This is a genomic window from Bradyrhizobium sp. Crot121 (genome assembly GCF_059512385.1).
The window spans coordinates 1-20,923 of the sequence record NZ_JCAMOR010000060.1; the positions used below are offsets into that span (position 1 = coordinate 1).

The 20,923-nt window shown below is 62.8% G+C and carries 16 protein-coding genes and 1 tRNA gene; 6 read left to right on the plus strand and 11 right to left on the minus strand.

Annotated elements, in window-relative coordinates:
• Positions 1 to 750: 750 nt before the first annotated feature.
• Positions 751 to 1,695 (minus strand): DUF4365 domain-containing protein, encoded by a 945-nt coding sequence (locus AC5ZGW_RS34105; RefSeq protein WP_165435463.1) that lies wholly within the window; start codon positions 1,693 to 1,695, stop codon positions 751 to 753.
• 48 nt (positions 1,696 to 1,743) lie between these two features.
• Positions 1,744 to 1,820: transfer RNA gene (locus AC5ZGW_RS34110), tRNA-Arg, on the minus strand.
• A gap of 293 nt (positions 1,821 to 2,113) precedes the next feature.
• On the opposite strand from AC5ZGW_RS34110, the gene AC5ZGW_RS34115 reads away from it, so the two are divergent.
• A complete protein-coding gene (locus tag AC5ZGW_RS34115) occupies positions 2,114 to 3,046 on the plus strand; it encodes an LLM class flavin-dependent oxidoreductase (protein ID WP_207231106.1) in 933 nt (310 codons plus the stop codon).
• A 9-nt stretch (positions 3,047 to 3,055) separates the two neighbouring features.
• Positions 3,056 to 3,193 (plus strand): hypothetical protein, encoded by a 138-nt coding sequence (locus tag AC5ZGW_RS34120; protein WP_207231107.1) that lies wholly within the window; start codon positions 3,056 to 3,058, stop codon positions 3,191 to 3,193.
• 4 nt (positions 3,194 to 3,197) lie between these two features.
• Here the strand turns inward: AC5ZGW_RS34120 and AC5ZGW_RS34125 are convergent, their stop codons facing one another.
• The 4 genes from AC5ZGW_RS34125 to AC5ZGW_RS34140 all read right to left on the minus strand — a co-directional run bounded on the left by AC5ZGW_RS34125 (position 3,198) and on the right by AC5ZGW_RS34140 (position 9,858).
• A complete protein-coding gene (locus tag AC5ZGW_RS34125) occupies positions 3,198 to 3,602 on the minus strand; it encodes a YccF domain-containing protein (protein ID WP_028162454.1) in 405 nt (134 codons plus the stop codon).
• A gap of 103 nt (positions 3,603 to 3,705) precedes the next feature.
• Complete coding sequence (locus AC5ZGW_RS34130) at positions 3,706 to 6,807, minus strand: bifunctional diguanylate cyclase/phosphodiesterase (protein WP_130228834.1); 3,102 nt, start codon at positions 6,805 to 6,807, stop codon at positions 3,706 to 3,708.
• Between the two features lie 125 nt (positions 6,808 to 6,932).
• On the minus strand, positions 6,933 to 8,672 hold the full coding sequence (locus AC5ZGW_RS34135; protein ID WP_245474974.1) for a putative bifunctional diguanylate cyclase/phosphodiesterase: 1,740 nt from the start codon (positions 8,670 to 8,672) through the stop codon (positions 6,933 to 6,935).
• A gap of 223 nt (positions 8,673 to 8,895) precedes the next feature.
• A complete protein-coding gene (locus tag AC5ZGW_RS34140) occupies positions 8,896 to 9,858 on the minus strand; it encodes a sensor histidine kinase (protein WP_130228836.1) in 963 nt (320 codons plus the stop codon).
• Between the two features lie 195 nt (positions 9,859 to 10,053).
• Between AC5ZGW_RS34140 and AC5ZGW_RS34145 the strand changes: the two genes are divergently transcribed.
• A complete protein-coding gene (locus AC5ZGW_RS34145) occupies positions 10,054 to 10,896 on the plus strand; it encodes an SDR family NAD(P)-dependent oxidoreductase (RefSeq protein WP_130228837.1) in 843 nt (280 codons plus the stop codon).
• Between the two features lie 858 nt (positions 10,897 to 11,754).
• Here the strand turns inward: AC5ZGW_RS34145 and AC5ZGW_RS34150 are convergent.
• From AC5ZGW_RS34150 to AC5ZGW_RS34165, 4 genes are all read right to left on the minus strand, one after another.
• On the minus strand, positions 11,755 to 12,627 hold the full coding sequence (locus AC5ZGW_RS34150; protein WP_130231149.1) for an NmrA family NAD(P)-binding protein: 873 nt from the start codon (positions 12,625 to 12,627) through the stop codon (positions 11,755 to 11,757).
• A gap of 182 nt (positions 12,628 to 12,809) precedes the next feature.
• Positions 12,810 to 13,499 carry an SDR family NAD(P)-dependent oxidoreductase gene (locus AC5ZGW_RS34155; protein WP_130231151.1) on the minus strand — a complete coding sequence of 230 codons (690 nt, stop codon included), beginning with the start codon at positions 13,497 to 13,499 and terminating at the stop codon, positions 12,810 to 12,812.
• Positions 13,500 to 13,609: 110 nt separating this feature from the next.
• Entirely contained in the window at positions 13,610 to 14,533 is a 924-nt protein-coding gene (locus AC5ZGW_RS34160; RefSeq protein ID WP_130231153.1) for a LysR family transcriptional regulator, read from the minus strand.
• Positions 14,534 to 14,742: 209 nt separating this feature from the next.
• Entirely contained in the window at positions 14,743 to 15,981 is a 1,239-nt protein-coding gene (locus AC5ZGW_RS34165; protein ID WP_130231155.1) for an LLM class flavin-dependent oxidoreductase, read from the minus strand.
• Between the two features lie 334 nt (positions 15,982 to 16,315).
• On the opposite strand from AC5ZGW_RS34165, the gene AC5ZGW_RS34170 reads away from it, so the two are divergent.
• Complete coding sequence (locus AC5ZGW_RS34170) at positions 16,316 to 17,734, plus strand: MFS transporter (protein ID WP_130231157.1); 1,419 nt, start codon at positions 16,316 to 16,318, stop codon at positions 17,732 to 17,734.
• A 141-nt stretch (positions 17,735 to 17,875) separates the two neighbouring features.
• Positions 17,876 to 19,081, plus strand: coding sequence for an extracellular catalytic domain type 1 short-chain-length polyhydroxyalkanoate depolymerase (locus tag AC5ZGW_RS34175; protein ID WP_496114028.1), 1,206 nt, complete (start codon positions 17,876 to 17,878; stop codon positions 19,079 to 19,081).
• Positions 19,082 to 19,240: 159 nt separating this feature from the next.
• On the opposite strand, the gene AC5ZGW_RS34180 is transcribed toward AC5ZGW_RS34175, so the two are convergent.
• Entirely contained in the window at positions 19,241 to 19,909 is a 669-nt protein-coding gene (locus AC5ZGW_RS34180) for an MBL fold metallo-hydrolase (protein ID WP_130227969.1), read from the minus strand.
• A 115-nt stretch (positions 19,910 to 20,024) separates the two neighbouring features.
• Here AC5ZGW_RS34180 and AC5ZGW_RS34185 point away from each other — a divergent pair, with 115 nt between their 5' ends.
• On the plus strand, positions 20,025 to 20,867 hold the full coding sequence (locus AC5ZGW_RS34185) for an RMD1 family protein (protein WP_165435381.1): 843 nt from the start codon (positions 20,025 to 20,027) through the stop codon (positions 20,865 to 20,867).
• Positions 20,868 to 20,923: the final 56 nt, after the last annotated feature.

Below are 20,923 nucleotides of genomic sequence, written 5' to 3' on the forward strand. Positions count from 1 at the left end.
ATTCATGGGATTTACAGGACCGGAAGTGAAGGAAGGCCTTGCGGCTCTCGTGGAAAAGAGACCGCCGGCATTTCAACTGGATTGTCCGCTCTAAGAAGACACTATCGCATTCTGGCGCTCCCCCTGAGCCTACGCCCATCTCATGAAATGCACCGGCGTCATCAAGAACGACGTCGGCGGTGGTCGAACTGCGTTGTACCTATGATTGCGCGACCCGCGGCGGCAACGCCGGGCGGACGCAAGGTCAAGGCCACCATGCATTGGCTGCCGGGCCCCAGTCGCGCCTAGCCGAAATCTATCGGCAAAACAGGCTTTTGCTGGCGGCGAATTCCATCTCGGGCCGTGGCTCAAACGGTAGGTTTCGGCCTAGGAAGGTAGAAAATGCCTTATCTTTCAAGGGGGATTGACTGACACTCTCTCCGCCGCACGGCTTCTCCATTGTTATCCATCCGTTGGAAGGAATAGCACGGCCTGAAAATGGCGCGACAACGGCTGTCGCAGTTAGTTCTGCGATGTCACCGGTAGTCACCGCGCAAACCGTAGGTTGGGAACGTGGGGTCGGAGGACGGATTTCACATTCAAGAATATGGTGCCGAAAGCTCGATGCGCTCGACGAAAGGAAAAGCCGTCGATCGGATCCCCGAACTGAATGTCGGTATCGGTAATTCCGTCTACACGATCTGACCTTGCTTTCGTCTTACTCGAGCAGACGAAATGGCACGTCAGCTTGTGATGATGTATTCGTCGCCATCATTTGAGGGCTGGAGCCGCGTCCGATTTCGAGCGTTCTCGAACGACGGTGCTCAGGGGCCCGGATCTATTCCAAATATCTTCGAAGCGATGGATGCCGTTCCGCACTGTCTTTCCGTCTGTGGAGGCATGCAACACTTCAAGCGCCTTCATAATGCCGCGCCAAGTGAGATTGGCGGAGCCAACCCAGACAACCTTTCTGTCTACAATGATCAACTTCTCATGAAGCATTCCGGACTGGCGAGCAAAGCACCTGAGCGCGAGTTGCGACCGGTCAGCGAGAATGGACGCCGCCTCAAGTGAGATTGGTGTTTCGGCCACAACACCGCGCACTGGCACCCGCGTGCTGAGGAAATCCAAAATCGCAATGAACTCAGACGAGATGTAAGGACTTACAAAAAGGAGCTCTCGCCTTGCCGAATGAAGCACGTCGGAGATCGAGGCGAAATCCGCGATGCCAGGGCGGAGAGGCTTCACGGCTCCGATCTTCACCCTCTGCTCAGCCGTAACTACTTGAGCGATCTCTTCGAGAGAGACTCGCGCCTGCTCGCCGACTCGTTGATCCCGCGGCACGCTTAGCGTCCAACCCTTGTCGGTTCGCCGAGTCGTCTCCTCGGAAACGTGCTGCCACCAAGCTTCTCTGTTCTTCGGATGGTACAAGACCACGAGTACAGGAAGCGAGTGCGCTAGGTAGTAGTCCAGATGCTTGTCGTCGCGATAGGTCCACCCGTCTACGGTTGGCTCGGTGAAATAAGATTCGCCCGCTTTGATTTGTAAGGCCAGGAGACGAGAAGTGACAAACCCGTCTCGGCAGATTTCGACTTGCGCATCTATGCCGACATCACGCTTAGAATACTCTCTGAAAATCCACCCCAGCCGGTTGAACAGCATACTAACCGCCGCCACACCTTCATCTGCCAGGGCGTCGGATTTGCTGAATCGCATCAGTCGATTTTCGGAAGGTGTGCCCCAATGCGGCACCATTCAAAGATGTGGCGCACCCGACACGATTCGAACGTGTGGCCTTCGCCTTCGGAGGGCGACGCTCTATCCAGCTGAGCTACGGGTGCCTACTGCTTACGCAGTGCTTACGCGAAATTCTTGCGAGAGTGAAGCGACGAACGTCAGTCTCGCAAGCCTTTGTATTCCAATCCTCTTTCCGCTCCCACTTCTGCAAGAACTGGCTTGACACCTGCCTTCGGAGGGCAACGCTCTATCCAGCTGAGCTACGGGTGCCTGACGGTTCATTTAGCCGATTGGTCCCCCATCGGCAACGGTCTTGAGAGCGATTGTCTGGCGAGATGCAGGCTGTAAACTGCCGGTAGAACCGCGCGAAAAGCGCCATCTGCTTGGGGAGATCGTCATGCGTCCGCTCGAATTTGGCTGGTATTTGCCGACGCATGGCGACACCACCGCCTATGGGCTGATGGAAGCCCAGGTGGCGGGCTCGCCGGAACTCTGCGAGCGGGTGGTGCAGGCCGCCGAAGCGGCGGGGTTTGAATATTTGCTGATCCCGGTTGGCTCGGTGTGCTGGGAGGCCTGGATCACGGGCGCCTTCATGGCGGCGCGGTCGTCGACGATCAAGCCGCTGATCGCGGCGCGTCCCGGCCACATCAATCCGGTGCTGCTTGCCAAGATGATCTCGACCTTCGACCAGATGTCGGGCGGGCGCATCTGTATCAACCTGATCGCGGGCCAGAACGAGAGCGAGGTCGAAGCCGAGGGTATCCGTTACGCCAAGGAAGAACGCTACGCGCTGATGGACGAGGAGGTCTCGATCCTGAAGGCGCTGTGGACCACGCGCGGGCCGGTGCATTTCAATGGCAGGTTCCACTCGCTGTCGGGCGCGCATATCTGGCCGCGGCCGCTGCAGCAGCCGTTTCCGAAATTCTATCTCGGCGGCGGCTCGCGGCAGGCGTGGGAATTATCGGCGAAACATTCCGATGTGCATCTGTTCTGGGGCGACCTGCCGGAGCGCATCGCGCAGAGCGTCGCCGAAATCAGGGCGCTGGCGCGCAGCCACGGCCGCGAGCAGGAGATCGGCTTCGGCATGCGACTGCAGGTGATCTGCCGCGAGAATGAAGCGGATGCGTGGGAGGCGGCCGACCGCCTGGTGCGTCACGCTACCGAACGGCAGAAACAGGAGATGAAGACGCTCTACAACAATTCAGCGGCCAATCAACGGGTGCAGCAGCTTGCGCGCGAGCATGGCGATTTCCTGTTGCCGCATCTGTGGACCGGCATCACCAAGGTCCGGCCCGGCGCCGGCATTGCCGTGGTCGGCAATCCCCTCTAATGCGCCGACATGCTGCAGCAATTCATCGATGCCGGCTGCCATTCCTTCTGCCTGTCCGGCTATCTGCATGACGAAGAGGCCGAGCGTTTCGGGCGGCTGATCCGCCCGATCTTTGCCCAGAACAATCGCGGCCGCTTGGCTGCGTAACGGATCAAGCGGGTACGATCGTCTTGCCGATCGGCCACAGCGCGATGCCGGCAAGCTTGAGGTGCGCCCAGGCGAAGGGCAAGCCGATGATGGTGACCGCCCAGATGATCGCCGTGACGAGGTGACCGAGCGCAAGCCACCAGCCCGCGAGCACGAACCAGATCAGGTTGCCGATCAGCCCGAGCGGGCCGGTCCCGACGTCGCTCACGCCGGTGATTTCGTCGCGGCGCGCGGCTCGCGAACCGAACGGCAACAGGGTATAGACAGCGATATTGAAGGCCGCGCGTGCCCAGGGCAGGCCGATGATCGTGATCGCCATGATGATCGCGGCGACAAGCCAGCCAAACGCCATCCACGCGCCGCCGATCAGGATCCAGAGCACATTGAGGAGGATGGAAAGAGGGGACATGGGTTCGCTCGCCATTGCCTTATGGCCAGATTGCCTCGTGGTCGGGCTCGCACCCCATATTTGTACGCCATCGCCGTCGCGCAAGATAGCCGCCCGATCGACTCTAGGCCAAAACCCGCGCCGCCATCTGGTCCATGTCGAGCAATCGCCTGATCTCCGATGCCGGCTTCGGTGCGCTGAACAGGAAGCCTTGCATCTGCGTGCAGCCCAGCTCGCGCAATAGTTTTCGCTGCTGCTCGGTTTCGACGCCTTCGGCCGCCGTGGTCATGTTGCGCGACGCAGCGATATTCACCACCGCCTGCACGATGGTTGAGGAACCGTCGACCTCGATGTCGCTGACGAAGCATCGGTCGATCTTGATCTTATCAAACGGAAACCGCTTCAGATAGCTTAAGGAGGAATAGCCGGTGCCGAAATCGTCGAGCGCGATGCGCACGCCGATGGCGCGGAGCTGATGCAGGATCGCGAGCGCGGCTTCATCGTCCCTGATCAGCACCGCCTCCGTGATCTCGATCTCCAGCCGACCGGGCGCGAGGCCGGAGGCGGTGAGCGCGCCCGTGATCCGCAACGCCAGTGTTTCGCATTTGAGCTGAACCGGCGAGACGTTGACGGCGAGCCGAATGTGGGATGGCCAGGCGGCCGCTTCCGTGCAGGCCGTGCGTAGCACCCAGTCGCCGAGCTCGTTGATCAGTCCGGTGTCTTCGGCCACCGGAATGAACTCGGCAGGAGAGATCATGCCGCGCTCCGGATGACGCCAGCGCAACAGGGCCTCGCAGCCCGCGACCTGATTGGTCCTCAAGTCCAAGAGCGGCTGGTAGTGGATTTCGAAACCGCCTTCCACCATGGCTTGCCGCAGGTCCTGCTCCATGGCGAGGCGGGCCTGGGCGCTTTCATCCATTGCCGGCTCGAAGAAGCGATGGGTCCGGCGCCCGCCCGCTTTGGCGGCATACATCGCCAGATCCGCGTGCTTGATGAGCTGGTCGAGCTCCGTGCCGTCCTGCGGCGCCAGCGCGATGCCAATGCTGGCGTCGGTGGAAAGATGATGCCCGAGGCAATCGCAAGGTTGCCGGATCGCGCCATGGATCCGCGTCACGAATTCCGCGACATCAGGCGTTGCATCAACGGCGGTCTGGATCACCGCGAATTCGTCGCCGCCAAGCCGGGCGATCAGGTCGCCGGGTTTGAGGCAGGCCTTGATCCGTGCAGCCACCGTCTTCAGCAACTCGTCGCCGACATGATGGCCGAGCGAGTCGTTGATCGCCTTGAACTCGTCGATATCGATGTAAAGCAATGCGAACCGTTCTCCGCGCATTGCCCTTTCGAGCTCGCGTGCGATCTGCGCACGGAACAGCACGCGGTTCGGCAGATCGGTCAGCGCATCGTAATGCGCAAGATAGGTGATCCTTTCGTTCGCGAGCTTGCGTTCGGTCACGTCCTCGACGACGTTGATGATATAGCGCGTCGCGCCGGCCTGATCGCGGATGCCGATACGTTTCGAGGTGATGTAGCGTTCGCCCTTGGCCTGGGTCTTCCAGAGGTGTTCGTCCCTGTAGAAGCCGTCGGTGGATCCCAGCAACCTTTCGTCGTCCGAGGTGATTATTCGCGCGGAGGCGGCCGGAAAGACATCGAATGCGGTCCTGCCGAAGATCAGCTCGCGCGAAATGCCGAACTGCTCCTCGGCAACTCGGTTGACCAGGAGATAGCGCCGGTCCTGCGCATCCTTGACGGTGATCTGCGAGGGGATGTGGTCGATGATCTCGCGCAGGAACGCGAAGTTCCGGTCACGCTCCTGCTCGAGCCTGCAGCGCTCGGTGATGTCCTCGACGGTGGTGATCCACCCGCCGTGCTGGAGCGGCGTGCTGATGGCCGAAAACCAGCGGCCGTCCGCGCAACCGATCAGCCGGCGATCAACCTGGGCTTGGGCGATATTGTCCATGACCGAGGTGCAGAATTCGTCGACATCGCCGTCGAACAATCCCTTCGCCTGGCGGTGGAGCATCAGGTCGCGGAAATGGCATCCCGGCTTCGCGACGTCGGTCGAGAGCTGGAACATGTCCAGATAGCGCCGGTTGAAGGCGACGATGCGCCCAGTGGCGTCGTACTGCACCAGCCCTTGGATCATGTTGTTAAGCGCCGTATCGAGCCGCTGCCGCTCCGCCTTCAGCCGTTGCCGCGCCTGGCGGTTTTGCTTGTTGATCTCGCGGATGATCAGGAACAGCACGCCTGCGATCACCAGGGCGCCGAGCGCCGCGGCGACGATCAGGAATTTGGTCTGCGCACGCCAGTCGGCGAGCGCTGCGTCGATGGAATTGGTTGCGACCACGACCGCCGGAAAATGGCCGAGCCGCGCCGCCGAGCCCAGCCGGTTCATTCCATCGACCGGGCTTTCGATGCGCAGGGTATGCTGGCCTCCCTTCGCCAGCACCTCTCGCATCAGCGGGGCGGAAGCGAAATTCCGTCCGATCATCTCATCGATGCGCGGATGACGGGCGAGCAAGGTCCCGTCGGCGTGAAACATGGCGATGGTGGCGCTCTCGCCTGGAGCGACGGAAGCAAAGAACTTCTCATAGTTCGCGGGATCGATGCGTCGTGTCATGATCCCGAGAAAGATTCCGTTGTGCCCGGTCAGGCGGTGGGCAATCACGGTACTGAGTTTGCCGTTGCGATAGCTGCGGACTGCTTCGGCGAGAACGGTCTCCGTGGTCGGGTTGGATTTGAAGCTCTTGAAGTAGGCGCGCTCGGATATGTCGAGCTTCGGCGCCGGCAGCGGTCCGGACCAGTTGATGATGTGCCCGTCGGTATCGAACAGCGAGACGTCGCCGAGATAGGACAGGCCCTTCGATCTCAGCACATGGTGCACTTCGGCGGTCGACATCCGTTCTTTGAACGCTTCCGACGAGGCGAGCTCCGGAATCCGCAATTGTGAGATCAGGTCGGAAGCGATCGTCGCGGAGTCTTCGAACTGCTGGTCGAAATGGCGCGTCAGCATCAGCACGGTATTTTCCAGTTCGCGCTCGCTGTTGTGCAGAGCGCGCTCACGGAATTGGCCGACCATCAGGATGGTGCCGGCAAAGATCGCGGTCACCAGCAATCCGCCGCAGAGTGTCAGCCACAGCACCGGGCCGCGGATCGTCGCGGCGAAATGGCGGCGGAATACCTTCGCGCGAAGGATGATCCTATGGATGTGCTTTGAAGGATTGCGCATTCCCGAATTCCCGGGAGGCAGGGATACAACGGAAAATTGTCACAAGCGGTTAGGAAATCCGGTTACTCAACGCTTAATTGGGATCTCGCAGTATTTCCTCGCAATGGTTGTAGGGACGCCAGTGCTCAGCGCCGATACCTGCTTGTCCGGGTGTAAGCCGGACGCGCCTCCTCCATCGCCCGGCTCGCCAGGTGCGCCCGCGCTTCGCTCGTCAGCGGCATCGACGGCTTGAGGTCGTCCAGGAAGATCGGTCTCGAGAAATAGTAACCCTGGGCGTAGCGGATCTTGGTCGCGGCCTGCAGGTAGGCCAGTTCCTCGTAGGATTCGATGCCTTCCGCGATCACGGTCATGCCGAGCGCCTCGCTCAAGGACTCGATCGCCCGCAGGATGCCCTGGCTGCGCGGGCGCTTATGGATGTCGGTGATGAATGAGCGGTCGATCTTGATCTCGTCGGCGGTGATGTCGGCGAGCGCCGACAGCGACGAATAGCCGATGCCGAAATCATCGATCGAGATCCCGACGCCGATCCGGCGCAGTATCGGCAGGATCTCCTCCTGGAAATGCGACTTGGTGACGAAGGCGTCTTCCGTCACCTCGATCATGAAGCGCTTCGGGTATCCCGTCTCCTCGAGCGCGCGGGCGAACGGGCGCATGAATTCGGGATTGGCGGCCTGCTTGGCCGCGACATTGATGCTGATGGAAGCGTCGGGACCAAAGGTGTTGTTGATCAGGTCGATCGATCTCACGATCTCCGCCAGCACCAGATGGGTCAGTTCGTCGATCAGCCCGAGCTCGACGGCGAGGTTGACGAAAGTGCCGGGCGCCTGGATCACGCCCTCATTGTCGCGCAGCCGCACCAGCGCCTCGATGCCCCTGACCTCCTGCGTCCTGAGATCGACCTTGGCCTGGAAGGCGCAACAGAAGCGCTTCTCCAGGATCGCGAGCCGCAGCGACTGCTCGATCTTCATCCGCGCCATGGCCTCGACCTCCATGCTGGCGTCGAAGAAGGCCGCGGCACCCTTGCCGCCGTGCTTGACCCGATACATCGCGATGTCGGCGTTCTGGCGCAGCTCGTCGTAGCTTCGGCCATGCTCGGGATAAAGGCTCACGCCGATCGAGGTGGAGGCAAAGATCTCCGACTGGTCGATGAAGAACGGCGCCTTCAACCGCTGCAGCATGAATTCGATGTAGTCAGCGACCTCCTGCTCGGTCTGGATCGGATTGAGCAGCAGCAGGAATTCGTCGCCGGAGATGCGCGACAGGATGTCGGTCTCGCGCAAGGACAGGCTGAGCCGCCGGGTCATCTCGACCAGCAGCGCGTCGCCGATGGCGTGGCCGTAATAGTCGTTGATGTGCTTGAAATTGTCGATGTCGAGGAAGGCGAGCGCGAAATGGCCGTCTGCATCGTCACGGCGCAACAGGCTGTTGACGCGGTGCTCGATCACCCGGCGCGTCGGCAGGCCGGTCAGTTCGTCATAATAGGCGGAGCGGAATAGCTGATCCTCGAACGCCTTCTGCTCGGTGATGTCTGCGGAGGTCGACAGCAGGAGACTGCGGTCGGCGATCCGCACCGGCCGGTGCGCGGTGAGGAACACCTGCCTGGTCGCGCCGGAAGCAACCGCTTCCTCCAGCACGGCGGAGCGGCCGTTCCGTAGCAATTCGAGACAGGTCTCGCGGCGCTCGTCGAGTTGCGAGGCCATTGCATCGCTTGCCAATTGGAAGCGCGCCGCGGCGGCATCGTTAACGACCAGGAAGTCGCCGTGCTCGTCCTGGACCGTGACGCCCGCAGGCAACAGCCTGACGACATCGCGCAGAATCCGCAATTCGGAATGGAGTTCGCTCTCATTCGTGGCCGCCGTGGCCATCTGAAAGTCGTGCTTTGTGGGACTGTGCATGCGCGCGAACTTGGCAAAGTCCCTTGTAGTTTTGGTTAAGTGGAACTGAGAAAAACCGCGACATCTGTGTCGATAGGAGATTTCAACAGGCGCTGCCTCAATCGTTATTAACAGAGCGTCAACCCGATCATCGAGTGCTTGCGGCTGTGTTTCGTTTCACCTTCGCTTCGGCGCGGAGCGCGAAAAAGCGCGCTCAAGCCGTGGGAATCCGGCACTGCATGGTGCAGTGAATACCGGTCTTGAGATAGCTGACGTCGGTCTTGCCGTCGAATGGCCTGAGCGCCGATTTCAAAAGCCTGGTGCCGAAGCCCGGCTCGCCGATCTTCTCTACGGCCGGGCCCTCGGTCTCGTCCCAGGTGATGGTGAGGCGATCGTCGGATACCGACCATGATACCTGCAGGAAGCCGCGCGCGGAGGAAAACGCGCCATACTTGCCGGCGTTGGTGGCGAGTTCATGAAAGATCAAGGCCAGGCTCACCGCCAGCTTCGCCGGCAGGAACAGGCGATCGCCGTTCAGGCTGAACCGGACGTGGCCGTAGGGACCAAGTTCGGAGATCAGGAGGTCCTGGATATCGCATCCGTTGCCGTCAACCTTCGCGATCAAATCGTCGGTCGCCGACAGCGCACGGATGCGATGATCGATGCGGCTCCAGATCTGCGGCTGGTCCTGCAGCGCCTGGTGCAGCACGGCGTGAATGGTGGAGGACTTGTTCTTCAGCCGGTGCTGCAATTCGTCGACCACGAGCTTGCGGTAGTCCTGCTCGCCGATCAGGCGTTTGGCGATCCGCTGCTGCTCGGCGACGATCGAGCGGTAGTGCTCGACGCCCCAGATCGTCAGGCCGCAGACCACCCAGAACATCAAAAGCAACGCGATCCGCGTCGGATCGGTGACCGTGCTGCCGAAATTGAGGGCGAGGCCGAGCAGGCCGCCCGCAAGCGCGGTCAGGATTCCGATGCGCAAGCCGCCGAACGCGCCGGCGAAGAACACCGCCGGAAAATACGGCGTGAAGAATACGTCGGGGCGGAGCTGGGACAGGCCCCAGCGGACCGCCGTCGCCAGCGCCAGGCAGGTGATCGCAAAGCCGATGCCGAGCGCGAGCGATGGCGGGGCATCCCCGCGCCAGCCGCACCTGAACTCGTCGATCAATCTCTTCATGGCTTTATCACTTCAGGTGATCAGCGAATCCAAAATAAGGCCGAACCGACGGGTAAGCTGCGATTTGTGGCCGGCAGAGGGCCGCAGGCCACAGCCGGCGGCGTTGTGCACCGAACAGTCCGCTTGCCTTGTTCCGCCTGTGGCAGGAATATCCCAGTTCATGGAATTCGATCGACAACTTAAGAGGGTAATGACATGGGACGGTTGGACGGCAAGGTCGCGGTGATCACGGGCGCCACGAGCGGCATCGGCCTGCGCACGGCGGAGGTTTTCGTTGCCGAGGGTGCGAAGGTCGTCATCGCCGGGCGGCGCGTCGCCGAAGGCGAAGCCTTGGCCAAGGCGCTTGGCGCCAACTGCATCTTCCGCCAGACCGACGTCACCGTGGAAGAGCAGATGAAGGCGCTGATCGGGCTGACGCTGGAAAAATTCGGTAAGGTCGACTGCCTCTTCAACAATGCCGGCGGCCCGGCGCAGACCGGCGGCATCGAGGGATTGGAGGTCGACCGTTTCGATGCCGCGATGGCGACCTTGGTGCGCAGCGTCATGCTCGGCATGAAGCATGTCGCGCCGCACATGAAGAAGCAGGGCTCCGGCAGCATCATCAACAATGGCAGCATCGCGGGACGGCTTGCCGGCTTTTCGTCCTCGGTGGTCTATGGCGCGGCAAAAGCCGCGGTGATCCATCTGACCAAATGCGTCGCGATGGAGCTCGGCGAGTCCGGCATCCGCGTCAACTCGATCTCGCCCGGCGCGATCGCGACCGGCATCTTCGGCAAGGCGTTGGGATTGTCGACTGACGCCGCCGAGAAGACGCCGGCCGTGATGCGCGAGGTCTACAAGACCGCGCAGCCGATCCCGCGCGCCGGCCTGCCCGACGACATCGCGCACGCCGCCGTATTCCTCGCCAGCGACGAATCCTCCTTCATCAACGGCCACGACCTCGTCATCGACGGCGCCATCACCGGTGGCCGCAACTGGACCCAGCAGCAGCAGGGCTACGTTGCCCTCCGCAAGGCGTTTGATCAGGGCGGGGGATAGATCTAGCGCCGGTGTCGTCCCCGCGAAGGCGGAGACCCATAACCACAGGATGTTGTTGTGGCGCGAGTAAGTGGTTGCAGAGGTGTAGGGTGGGCAAAGGCGCACTTGCGCCGTGCCCACCATCCAGCGCCGTGCTCGGGATGGTGGGCACGCTTCCGCCTTCGCTCTACGAGCTACGGCGGACAAGTCGCTTTGCCCACCCTACGGCGTCGTCGTGACTTATGATTCAAATTTCAAACAGCGTGAGGATGTGAGGTCGCGTTCTCGCGGCGCGATGCGCCCGAGCTTTGCATCACTTTCCACCCTCCTCAATCATCCGAGGGCGCAGGGAAAGCCGGGTGCTGGTTGCACCCATGGGTCCCGTGCAGCAAAAAGCACGGGGGTAGGACCACAGGTTCAACCGAAGCATTCCGGCTTTCCCTGCGCGATGGTGTTACGGCTTACTTCGTGCTCTCCCCGGTGACCGGGCTCTTTTGCCACCGTCATCTCAAGCGCGAACTTGTTCGCGCGAAAAACTTAGCGCCAGCGTCGGGGCGCCAGGACCACACGACTTCGCCGTCCGCTGATGTTGCGTTCGTCTTTCGCAACAGCCGCGTCCACCGCATCTCACCGCAACGTTCGTGACGATCGCGACCCGCCCCTCATTCGCGTGAGACGCGCGGAGTTAAATCACTGATTTGCCCGACGGGTTAAGCGGTTTATTTTTCGCGTGAGGGATAGACAGACTTTTGATTTGCCCGACGGGTTGCTATGTCGCACCGAAGGCAACCACATCGTCATTGCGAGCACCGCGAAGCAATCCATAGCGCCGCAAGCGGAGGCGTGGATTGCTTCGCTTCGCTCGCAATGACGGGTGGCTCACGCTGCGGTATTGCCGTCGACCATAGCGGCGATCACGGCGTCGATCGACACCGCGCCTTTGCGGGCATTGGCGCCTTTGTCCGCAAAGTCGATCCAGCCCTCGTTGAAGCCGTCGATCATCTGCATTCTCGGCAGCGGATTGCGCATGCCCTGCTCGCGAAAGATCGTTTCCCATTGGTCGCGCGGCACTGCCTCGGCCCGAACCGGCTTGCCGAGCGCCTTTGAGAACGCCGCTGCGATGGCCGCGGGGCTGACGCGCTCGGCGGCCTCGAGTTCGACGATGCGGGTGTCGCTCCACTGCTGCTGCAACAGATCGGCGATGGTGTTGCCGATGTCAGCGGTGGCGATCATCGGCACCGCGCGATCGAGCGGTTGCAGATAGCTTGTGATGACGCCGCGATCCCGGGCTGAGGCGAGATCGAATGCCGCGTTCTCCATGAACCAGGCGGCGCGAAGGAAGGCCACCGGCATGGCGATCGTCGAGAGCGCGCGCTCGAGCAGGCCGAGTTGGCTGAGCAGGTTCGGGCGCTGCGCATCGGCGCCGATCGTCGAGAGCGCCACCACGCGTTTCGGCGCGCCGCGTGTCAGCGCCGCGCGCAACGTAGCGATCATCGCTTTAGCTTCGCGCCAATCAGGCGAGGGATCGAACAGCGGCGGCAGCATCACAAACGCGGCCTCCGCGCCCTCGAAGGCGCGGCCCAGCGCATTGGCATCGCCGAGATCGGCTATCGCGATCTCGCATCCCTGTGCGGCCCAGCTCTCGCCCTTGGCGCGATCCCGCACGATGACGCGCGGCCGCTTGCCCTCCGCGAGCAGCGCGCGGGCTGTGGCGCCGCCGACTTTTCCCGTGGCTCCCATGAGCGTGTACATGTCTCTCTCCTTTGGCCCGATATGATCGCCGCCGATTGTGCGACCCGCGGCCCGCGTGATGCGAAGCGCAACCCGGGATGGCTGTTATGCGGCGGCACGGTTACCCGGGTAACGCGGAGCCTGTCATCGGGCGCGCGTTCGCGCGACCCGTTGGCTTCACCCGGGCTACGGGTAGAAATCGGCTACCAGGGCAGGCCGTCGCCGTGCCGGCTCATGAACTTCAGGCCGGATTTGCCGGCGCGGGCCTCAACCGCGGTCACGACAGCCGGGATGCTCTCCTCGATCGAGAGTATTGCTTGGCTGCCACCCATTTCGGTCCGCACCCATCCCGGCGCGATCAAGAGCATCGCTCGCGGATCACCGGGATGCCGCTGGCTGAAGCATTTCATCAGCATGTTGAGTGCGGCCTTGCTAGCGCTATAGAGCTCCCAGAAGCCACGATTGGCGGCGATGCTGCCGAGCTCGGATGACATCACCGCAATGATGCCGCGCGGCGGCACCTGGTCCCCGAAGGTTTCGACCACGCGCATCGGCGACAGTGCGTTGGTCACCATCATCGCGACGAAGTCGTTGACATCAGCATCGATCGGCGTGTTCTCGCGCGCGAGGCAAATGCCGGCATTGACCAGCAAGGTGTCGATGATGCGATTCCCGAGGCGCTGCTTCAGCGCCTTGACGGAGGCCGGCTCGGTCGTGTCGACAGTCTCGATCTCGAGGCTTACAGGAAAGCGCGCGGCAAGATCATCCAGCGCTTTCGACGGGGTACGCACGGTGGCGGTCACCTGGTAGTCGCGGCCGCAATATTCCTCGGCGAGCGCAAGACCAAGCCCGCGCGAGGCGCCGATGATGAGAGCGGTTTTCCTGGTTGCCATTGAGAGCGATCCTTTCCGAGATCGTTTGATCTGCTGGATGGACTCTCTCACTCAGGTACTGATGATCCCAGTGCGGATATGTCATGTGACTGGTGATCGATGGTCATCAATTACTTCGCATGCGAACGGGCTGCGCCCTGTGCCGCCTTGAGCGCGAAGTCGATGAAGGCGCGGACTTTCGCCGGCGGGTGGTGTCGCGAGGGATGCAGCGCGTAGAGCGGGAAGGTCTCGCCCGGCCAGTCCGGAAACAATTCGATCAGCCGGCCCGAGTCCAAGAGCGGCTGCACACCGATGGCCAGCAGTTGTGCGATCCCTGTGCCGGCGATGCATTCGTTGATCATGGTGCCGACGTCGGTCAGCACCAACGCACTCGAGGTCTTCACCGGCAGAACTTTCTTGCCCGCATGAAATTCCCATTCGAAGAGCTGTCCGGACAGCGGGTCGACGAACTGGATGCAGGGATGATGCTGCAGTTCGCCAGGATGCTTGGGACGGCCGTGCTTCCTGAGGTAGCCGGGCGAGGCGACGGTCAGCACGCGCGTCTCCAGCAATCTGCGCGCGATCAGCGGGCCGGCGGGAGGTTCGCCGAAGCGCATCGCAACGTCGATGCCATCGGCGACGAGATCGCCGACATGTTCGCGCGTGATCAATTCCAGCGTCAGCTCCGGATGCTGGCGCAGGAAGCCGCCGATATGGCCAGAGAGGATCATGCGCGAGAAATAGGGATCGATGTCGACGCGCAGCCGGCCGCGGACCACGCCTGATGATCCCGACGCGGTGCTCGCGGCATCCTCGATCCCGGCCAGCAGCGGCGCCACTTGTTCATAGAAGCGGCGGCCTTCGTCGGTCAGCGCCACCGAGCGCGTGGTGCGGTCGAACAGCCGCACGCCGACGCGCGCTTCGAGTCGCGCAACCGCCCGGCTGACGCCGGAGGCGGTGATGCCGAGCGTATCGGCGGCGCGGGCAAAGCTTTTGGTCTGCACCACCGCCGCCAGCACGCTGATTCCCGCCAACAGGCGGCCGTCGAAGGGCATTGCTCCACCATGACTGTGTGTCAGTAATGATGGAGCCGGAGTGTCGTTGGATCAATAGCGCAGGCGGTTGCGCTCCCTCTCCCGCTTGCGGGAGAGGGTCGGGGTGAGGGTGTCTCCGCGATTGACATTCTTTGAGTGGAGAAAGCCCTCGCCTGCTCCGCCTTTGGCGCAGCGACCTCTCCCGCGAGCGGGAGAGGTGGACCGAACCCTCACGCTTTGTGTTTCGCGGCTTCCTGCAGATCCGGCGCGTTGACGGTGGGGATCGCGACACGGCCGGGGCCGGTATGCGCGAGCGCGGCGGCGGCCTTGTCGTTCTCCATGATCTTCGCCATCACGGCCTGGCCGGCGCGTTCGAAGATCGCGCGGTTCTCGATCACGAATTTCTGCGACTTGCGCAAGGGCTCGATAAAGCCGTTGATCTCGGGGATCACATAGCGCGCCACCATGTCCCAGCTTCGCCTTGTGTTTTCCGGATTTGCCCAGTCATGGGCGAAGCCGACGATGGTGCCGACGCCGCCGGAGACCTGCACCAGGTTCTTGATCATCTTCACGAGATCGCCAGGCGTGCCGATGGTGGAGGCCGCACCCTCGACGAAAGCAGTCTTGTCGACGGCCTCGTCCGGTGAGGAGAATGCGGTCAGCCCGGGCCGCATCAAAGTGCCGACATTATATTCGTTGTGCCAGCGCATCAGCCCGGCGCCGGCCTCGCGCCGCGCCTGCTCGCGGGTCTCGGCGATGTGCCAGGACAGCAGCACCCGCCAGTTCGACCGGCTCACGGTGGTGCCGGCCTTCTTGGCGGCGTCCTCGGCGAATTGCCATTGCTGCGGCAGCGCCATCAGGCCCTGGGTCGACATCGAGCCGAGCGAGATGATGCCGATGCCGTATTTGCCGGCGAGCGTCATGCCGGAGGGTGAGATCTGCGAGGCCACCACGAACGGCATGTCTTCCTGCAGGGGCAGGATCTGCAGCGCGGCATCGTTCATCACGAACCAGTCGCTCTTTGCGGTGACGCGCTCGCCGTTGAACAGGCGGCGGATGATTGCGATCGCCTCGTCCTGGCGGTCGCGCTGAGTCATCGGGTCGATGCCGAGCGTGTGCGCGTCGGAAGCGAGCGCGCCCGGGCCGGAGCCGAAAATGGCGCGGCCGCCGGTCATGTAGTCGAGCTGCACCATGCGCTGGGCGACGTTGAAGGGATGGTGATAGGGCAGCGAGATCACGCCGGTGCCGAGCTTGATCCGCTTGGTGCGCTCGCCGGCGGCGGCCAGAAACATCTCCGGCGAAGCGATCATCTCCCAGCCCGAGGAGTGATGCTCGCCGCACCAGAACTCGTCATAGCCGAGCTCGTCGAGCTGCTGGACGAAATCGAGGTCGCGGCGGAATTGCAGCAGCGGATGTTCGCCGATCGGGTGATGCGGGGCGAGAAAGGCTCCGAATTTCAGGCGTGCCATTGGGTGTTCTCTCCAGGATTATTGTTGTCGTTGGTTGCGCCAACCCTACGGGCAGGGCAGGTCCGACGCAATGCTCCGAGCCCGCGCGCCATGCATGGTTGTTGAGCAGCCGGCGCGGTATGCCGCCGCTCGGAATTTTGGGGCACGCGATCGTAGGATGGGCAAAGGAGCGCAGCGACGTGCCCACCATCAAGCATTCCGCCCGCAATGGTGGGCACGCTTCGCTTTGCCCACCCTACGATTCCTGGTGCGAAGCTTACCTCGGAGGTAATCGCCGGAATGTGCCGAATCTGTAGCTTGCACGCACAACAGATTTTGAACGGAACGCCCTGCCATGCACCAGATCGTCACCTATGTCAGTGAGCCTATGTCAGTGGATTCCTCGCGGCGCTGGTGGGTGTTGGCGACCGTGGTCGCGGCGCAACTCATGTTCGGCGTCGATGCCTTCATCGTCAATGTCGCGATCCCGACCATCGCGGCGGAGCTGCATGCGAGCGCGGCCGAGATCGAAGCCGTGATTGCGATCTACCTGATCGCCTATGCGACGCTGGTGGTCACCGGCGGCCGGCTCGGCGACATCTACGGCACCAGGAACGTGTTCGTCGCCGGCGTTGCGGGTTTCAGCCTGGCGTCACTGTGGTGCGGGCTTGCGCAATCCGGACCTGAGCTGATCGTCGCGCGGCTGGCGCAGGGCGCGACCGCGGCGCTGATGGTGCCGCAGGTGCTGGCGACGCTGCATCTGCTGTTTGCGGATTCCGCGCGCGCCCGTGCCTTCGGCATCTACGGCATCGTGCTGGGCCTCTCCGGCGCCGCCGGCTTCCTGCTCGGCGGCGTGCTGGTGACGCTCGATCTTGCCGGGCTTGGCTGGCGCGCGGTGTTCTTCGTCAGCGTGCCCTTCGGCATCGTCATCATTGCCGCGGCCCTCAGGATCATGCCGACGGTGCCGCATCGCGCCGGCACGAGGCTCGACATTCCCGGCGCGGTGGTGCTGTTTGCGGGATTGCTGTGCCTGATCGGACCGCTGTTGTTCGGGCATGACGTGCACTGGTCGCCCTGGGTGTGGCTGGTGATGGCGGGCGGCGCTGTGATCATCGCCGCGTTCGTCCGGCTCGAACGCGTGATCGCGCGCGGCGGCGGCATGCCGCTGATCGATCTGGCGCTGCTGACTGACGCAGCCTTCATGCGCGGACTGGTTGCCGTGTTCTTTTTCTTCTTCGCCAATCTCTCATTCTATCTGATCATGACCATGTTCATGCAGAACGCGCTGCATATTCCGCCGCTTCAGGCCGGATTGGTCTTCATGCCGGCCGCGCTCACCTTCGTGGTCGCCTCGCGCCATAGCGGCGCACGGGCCAGGCATCGCGGCACGCTGGTGCTGATCGAGGGCTGCGCGCTGCAGATTGTGGGCCTTGCCGCGATTGCCGTGACAGCGGCGCTGGTTGAGGCGCCTTCCGCGCCGTCGCTTGCGCTGGTGCTGATGGTCTTCGGCTACGGGCAAGGATTGGTGATGGCGCCGCTCTCGAGTGCAGTGCTCTCGACGGTGAAACCCGCGAGCGCGGGCGCGGGTTCCGGCATCTACGGCACCACGGCGCAGATCGGAAATGCGGCCGGCGTGGCCGCAATTGGCGCCGTGTTCTTTGCGATCGAAGCAGCAGGCTCAGCACGGCTGGCGCTGCATGCGGCATGCGCCTTGTTTGGGCTGTCGATCATCATTTGCGCCGCATTCCTGTCATGGATGCGGCGCGCAGCATGATCACAAATTAATCTTGCGATCACGAATTTACCGGCCGCCTCACGATTTCGCGGGAAATGACAGTATACGGACTTTTTATTTTGCGCTGCAGCAACTATGTGATTTGTCCGAGGCTGGACGAAATCACCTCAGGAGTTGCTGTTGTCACTTGCCAAGAACATCGAGTTCCTAAGCCATCTGCCCCGGCTGAGCGGATTCAATGGGCTTGCCGCCGTCTACGGGCGAAGCCTTGCACCTGCGGTCGACAGTCCGCTGGTCGAGACCGCCGATTTCGGATCGAATCCCGGCGCGCTGAAGATGTATTCGTTCGTGCCGGAAGAGCTGCCGCGCGGTGCCGCGCTGGTGGTCGTGCTGCACGGCTGCGGCCAGACCGCGGCCGGTTACGATCTCGGTGCGGGCTGGTCGACGCTTGCGCGTCACTATGGCTTTGCGCTGCTGCTGCCGGAGCAACAGGTCGCGAACAACGCCAACACCTGCTTCAACTGGTTCAATCCGGCGGACATCAAGCGCGGCAAGGGCGAGGCTGGCTCGATCCGTCAGATGATCGCGCGCATGGTGGTCGACCACAAGCTCGATCCGCGTCGTATCTACATCACCGGACTCTCCGCCGGCGGCGCCATGACCTCGGTGATGCTCGCGGCCTATCCGGACGTGTTCGCGGCCGGCGCGATCGTTGCCGGCCTGCCGTTCGGCATCGCCACCAACCTGCGCCAAGCCCTCAATGGCATGATGCGGGCGTCGTCGCGCACCGCCACTGAATTGGGCGATCTGGTGCGCGGCGCGTGGAAGCACCACGGTCCGTGGCCGAAGGTTTCGGTCTGGCACGGCAGTGCCGATCGCACCGTCAATCCCGGCAATGCGGACGCGATCGTCCGGCAATGGCTCGACGTGCACGGCCTGCCTGAGACGCCGATGGCGACCACGATGGTCGACGGTTATCCGTGCGATGTGTGGTGGGATTCGAACGGCGAGACGGTCGTCGAATCCTACACCATCACCGGTATGGCTCACGGCACGCCGCTCGGCCCCGCTGCCAATGACGAACGCTATGGCGAGGCCGGCGCCTTCCTGATCGAGGCCGGGATTTCGTCGTCCTACCACATCGCGAATTTCTTCGGCTTGACCGAACAGGCTCGCCGACCCGCGCCGGCTCCGAAAGAAGCCGACAAGCCGGCGGTCAAGCCTGTGGCGCAGCCGGTCGCAAAGGAAACGGCAAAGCAGCCGATGCCCTTGCCGCGCGCCGCTCCCTCGCGTCAGGCTGCGCCGTCACGCAACCTCCGCGGCCGCGCCCGCGAGATCAGCGATGTGATCACCCGGGCACTGACAGCCGCTGGTTTGATGAAGTAATTCTGGCGCCGCGGTTACTAAAGCGCGATGAGATGAGGATGAATCATCATCGCGCTTTAGCTTATTGTTTGAGCATGATCTCCGCGCAAACGCTTCGCGTTTGTCGCGAGGGAAAACCGCTTCACACTTTTCCGGATCATGCTCTAGCCGCGGCGTCGCTTACAGCTCGCCGGTGATGAACGGGTTCGTCATCCGCTCCTGGCCGATGCTGGAGCCGGCGCCGTGGCCGCAGATGAAGCCGACATCGTCGCCGAGCGGCAGCAGCTTCTCCTTGATCGACCTGATCAGCGTCTCGTGGCTGCCGCCGGGCAGGTCGGTGCGGCCGACCGAGCCGTTGAACAGGACGTCGCCGACATGGGCGAAGCGCAATTCGCGGTTGAAGAACACGACGCTGCCCGGCGAATGGCCGGGGCAATGCAGGATCTCGAAGGTGAGTTCGCCGATCGTGACCTGCTCTCCCTCCTCGAGCCAGCGGTCCGGCGCGAAGTCGCGAACGCCGCTCATGCCGAAACGCGCGCCGCTCGCAACGACATTGTCGAGCAGATATTTGTCCGCGATATGCGGGCCCTCGATCGGCACCTTCAGCGCATCGCGCAGTTCGGCGGCGCCGCCGACATGGTCGATATGGCCATGGGTGATCCAGATCTTCTCGACGCTGACGCCGGTCTGTTTGATCGCCTCCTGGATCTTCGGGACGTCGCCGCCAGGATCGATCACGACCGCCTTCTTGCTCGGCTCGTGCCAGAGGATGGTGCAGTTCTGCTCAAACAGCGTCACCGGCACGATGATGGCGCCGGCCTTCGGTTTTGTTTCGGTTTTGTCATCCATGGCGGCACCTTATTCTTCCCTTGGACCCCGTCAACAAGGGTCCGGAACATCCTGCGCCCATTGGCCGGTCTGTGATAGGATTGCACAGTTCTTGAACATGTAGTGTGAAAGAGGAATGGCATCCACCGTGACGGAACATCCCGTGAGCCAGGTTTCGCGGTCGCCGCTCGGAGGCCCGCGCACCACGGCCCGCGCCTTCTTTGTGGCCGAGCGCCTGAACACGTCGGGGCTCGAGCGCAGCGATGTACTGGCGACGACGCCATTGGCGTTCCGCGTCAATGATAACGGGGTCGCGATCCTGTTCCGTTACGGTGTCGTGGTCCTGATTGGCCTGAATGCGCTGGAGGAGGAGGAGTTCCTGCGCGGGCTGCAGTCGCGCCTGGTCGCGCCGTTCGCGCGGCGCGAGGAGGAGAGCGCCACCATCGAGCTCGCCTCCGAGAAGGACGATCAAATTCCGCCGGGCGGTCCGATCTGTCTGCAGAGCCTGTCGCCGGAGCGGCTGATCCTAGTCGGCGAGGCGCTGGCGAAGAGCGTCGTGCTGGCGCGCCATGAGCGCGAGGTCGCCGCGGTGTTCGACACGACCGAGCCGTTCGCGCGCGAGCTCGCCAAGAGCGGGCAGATCCATCGCAGCCGCAGCGCGATCCTGAAGCACATCGGCAATGCCTTGTCGGTCCGCCATCGCGTCTCGGGGCCGGTCGAAGTGTCCGAGAAGCCCGACATCCTCTGGGACAAGCCGCAGCTCGAGCGGCTCTATGCCCGGCTCGAGGACGAATACGAACTGAAGGAGCGCACCGAATCGCTCAACCGCAAGCTCGCGGTCATCGCCGAGACCGCGCAGGTCCTGACCGACATCATCGATACCCGCCGCTCGCTGCGGCTCGAGATGATCATCGTCTTGCTGATCCTGTTCGAGGTGTTGATCACCATCTACCAGCTCGCGACCGGCCGCCACGTGTGATGTTCCTCTCCCCGCAAGCGGGGCGAGGTGAAGCGGAGCTCGCGGCTCGCTTCGAT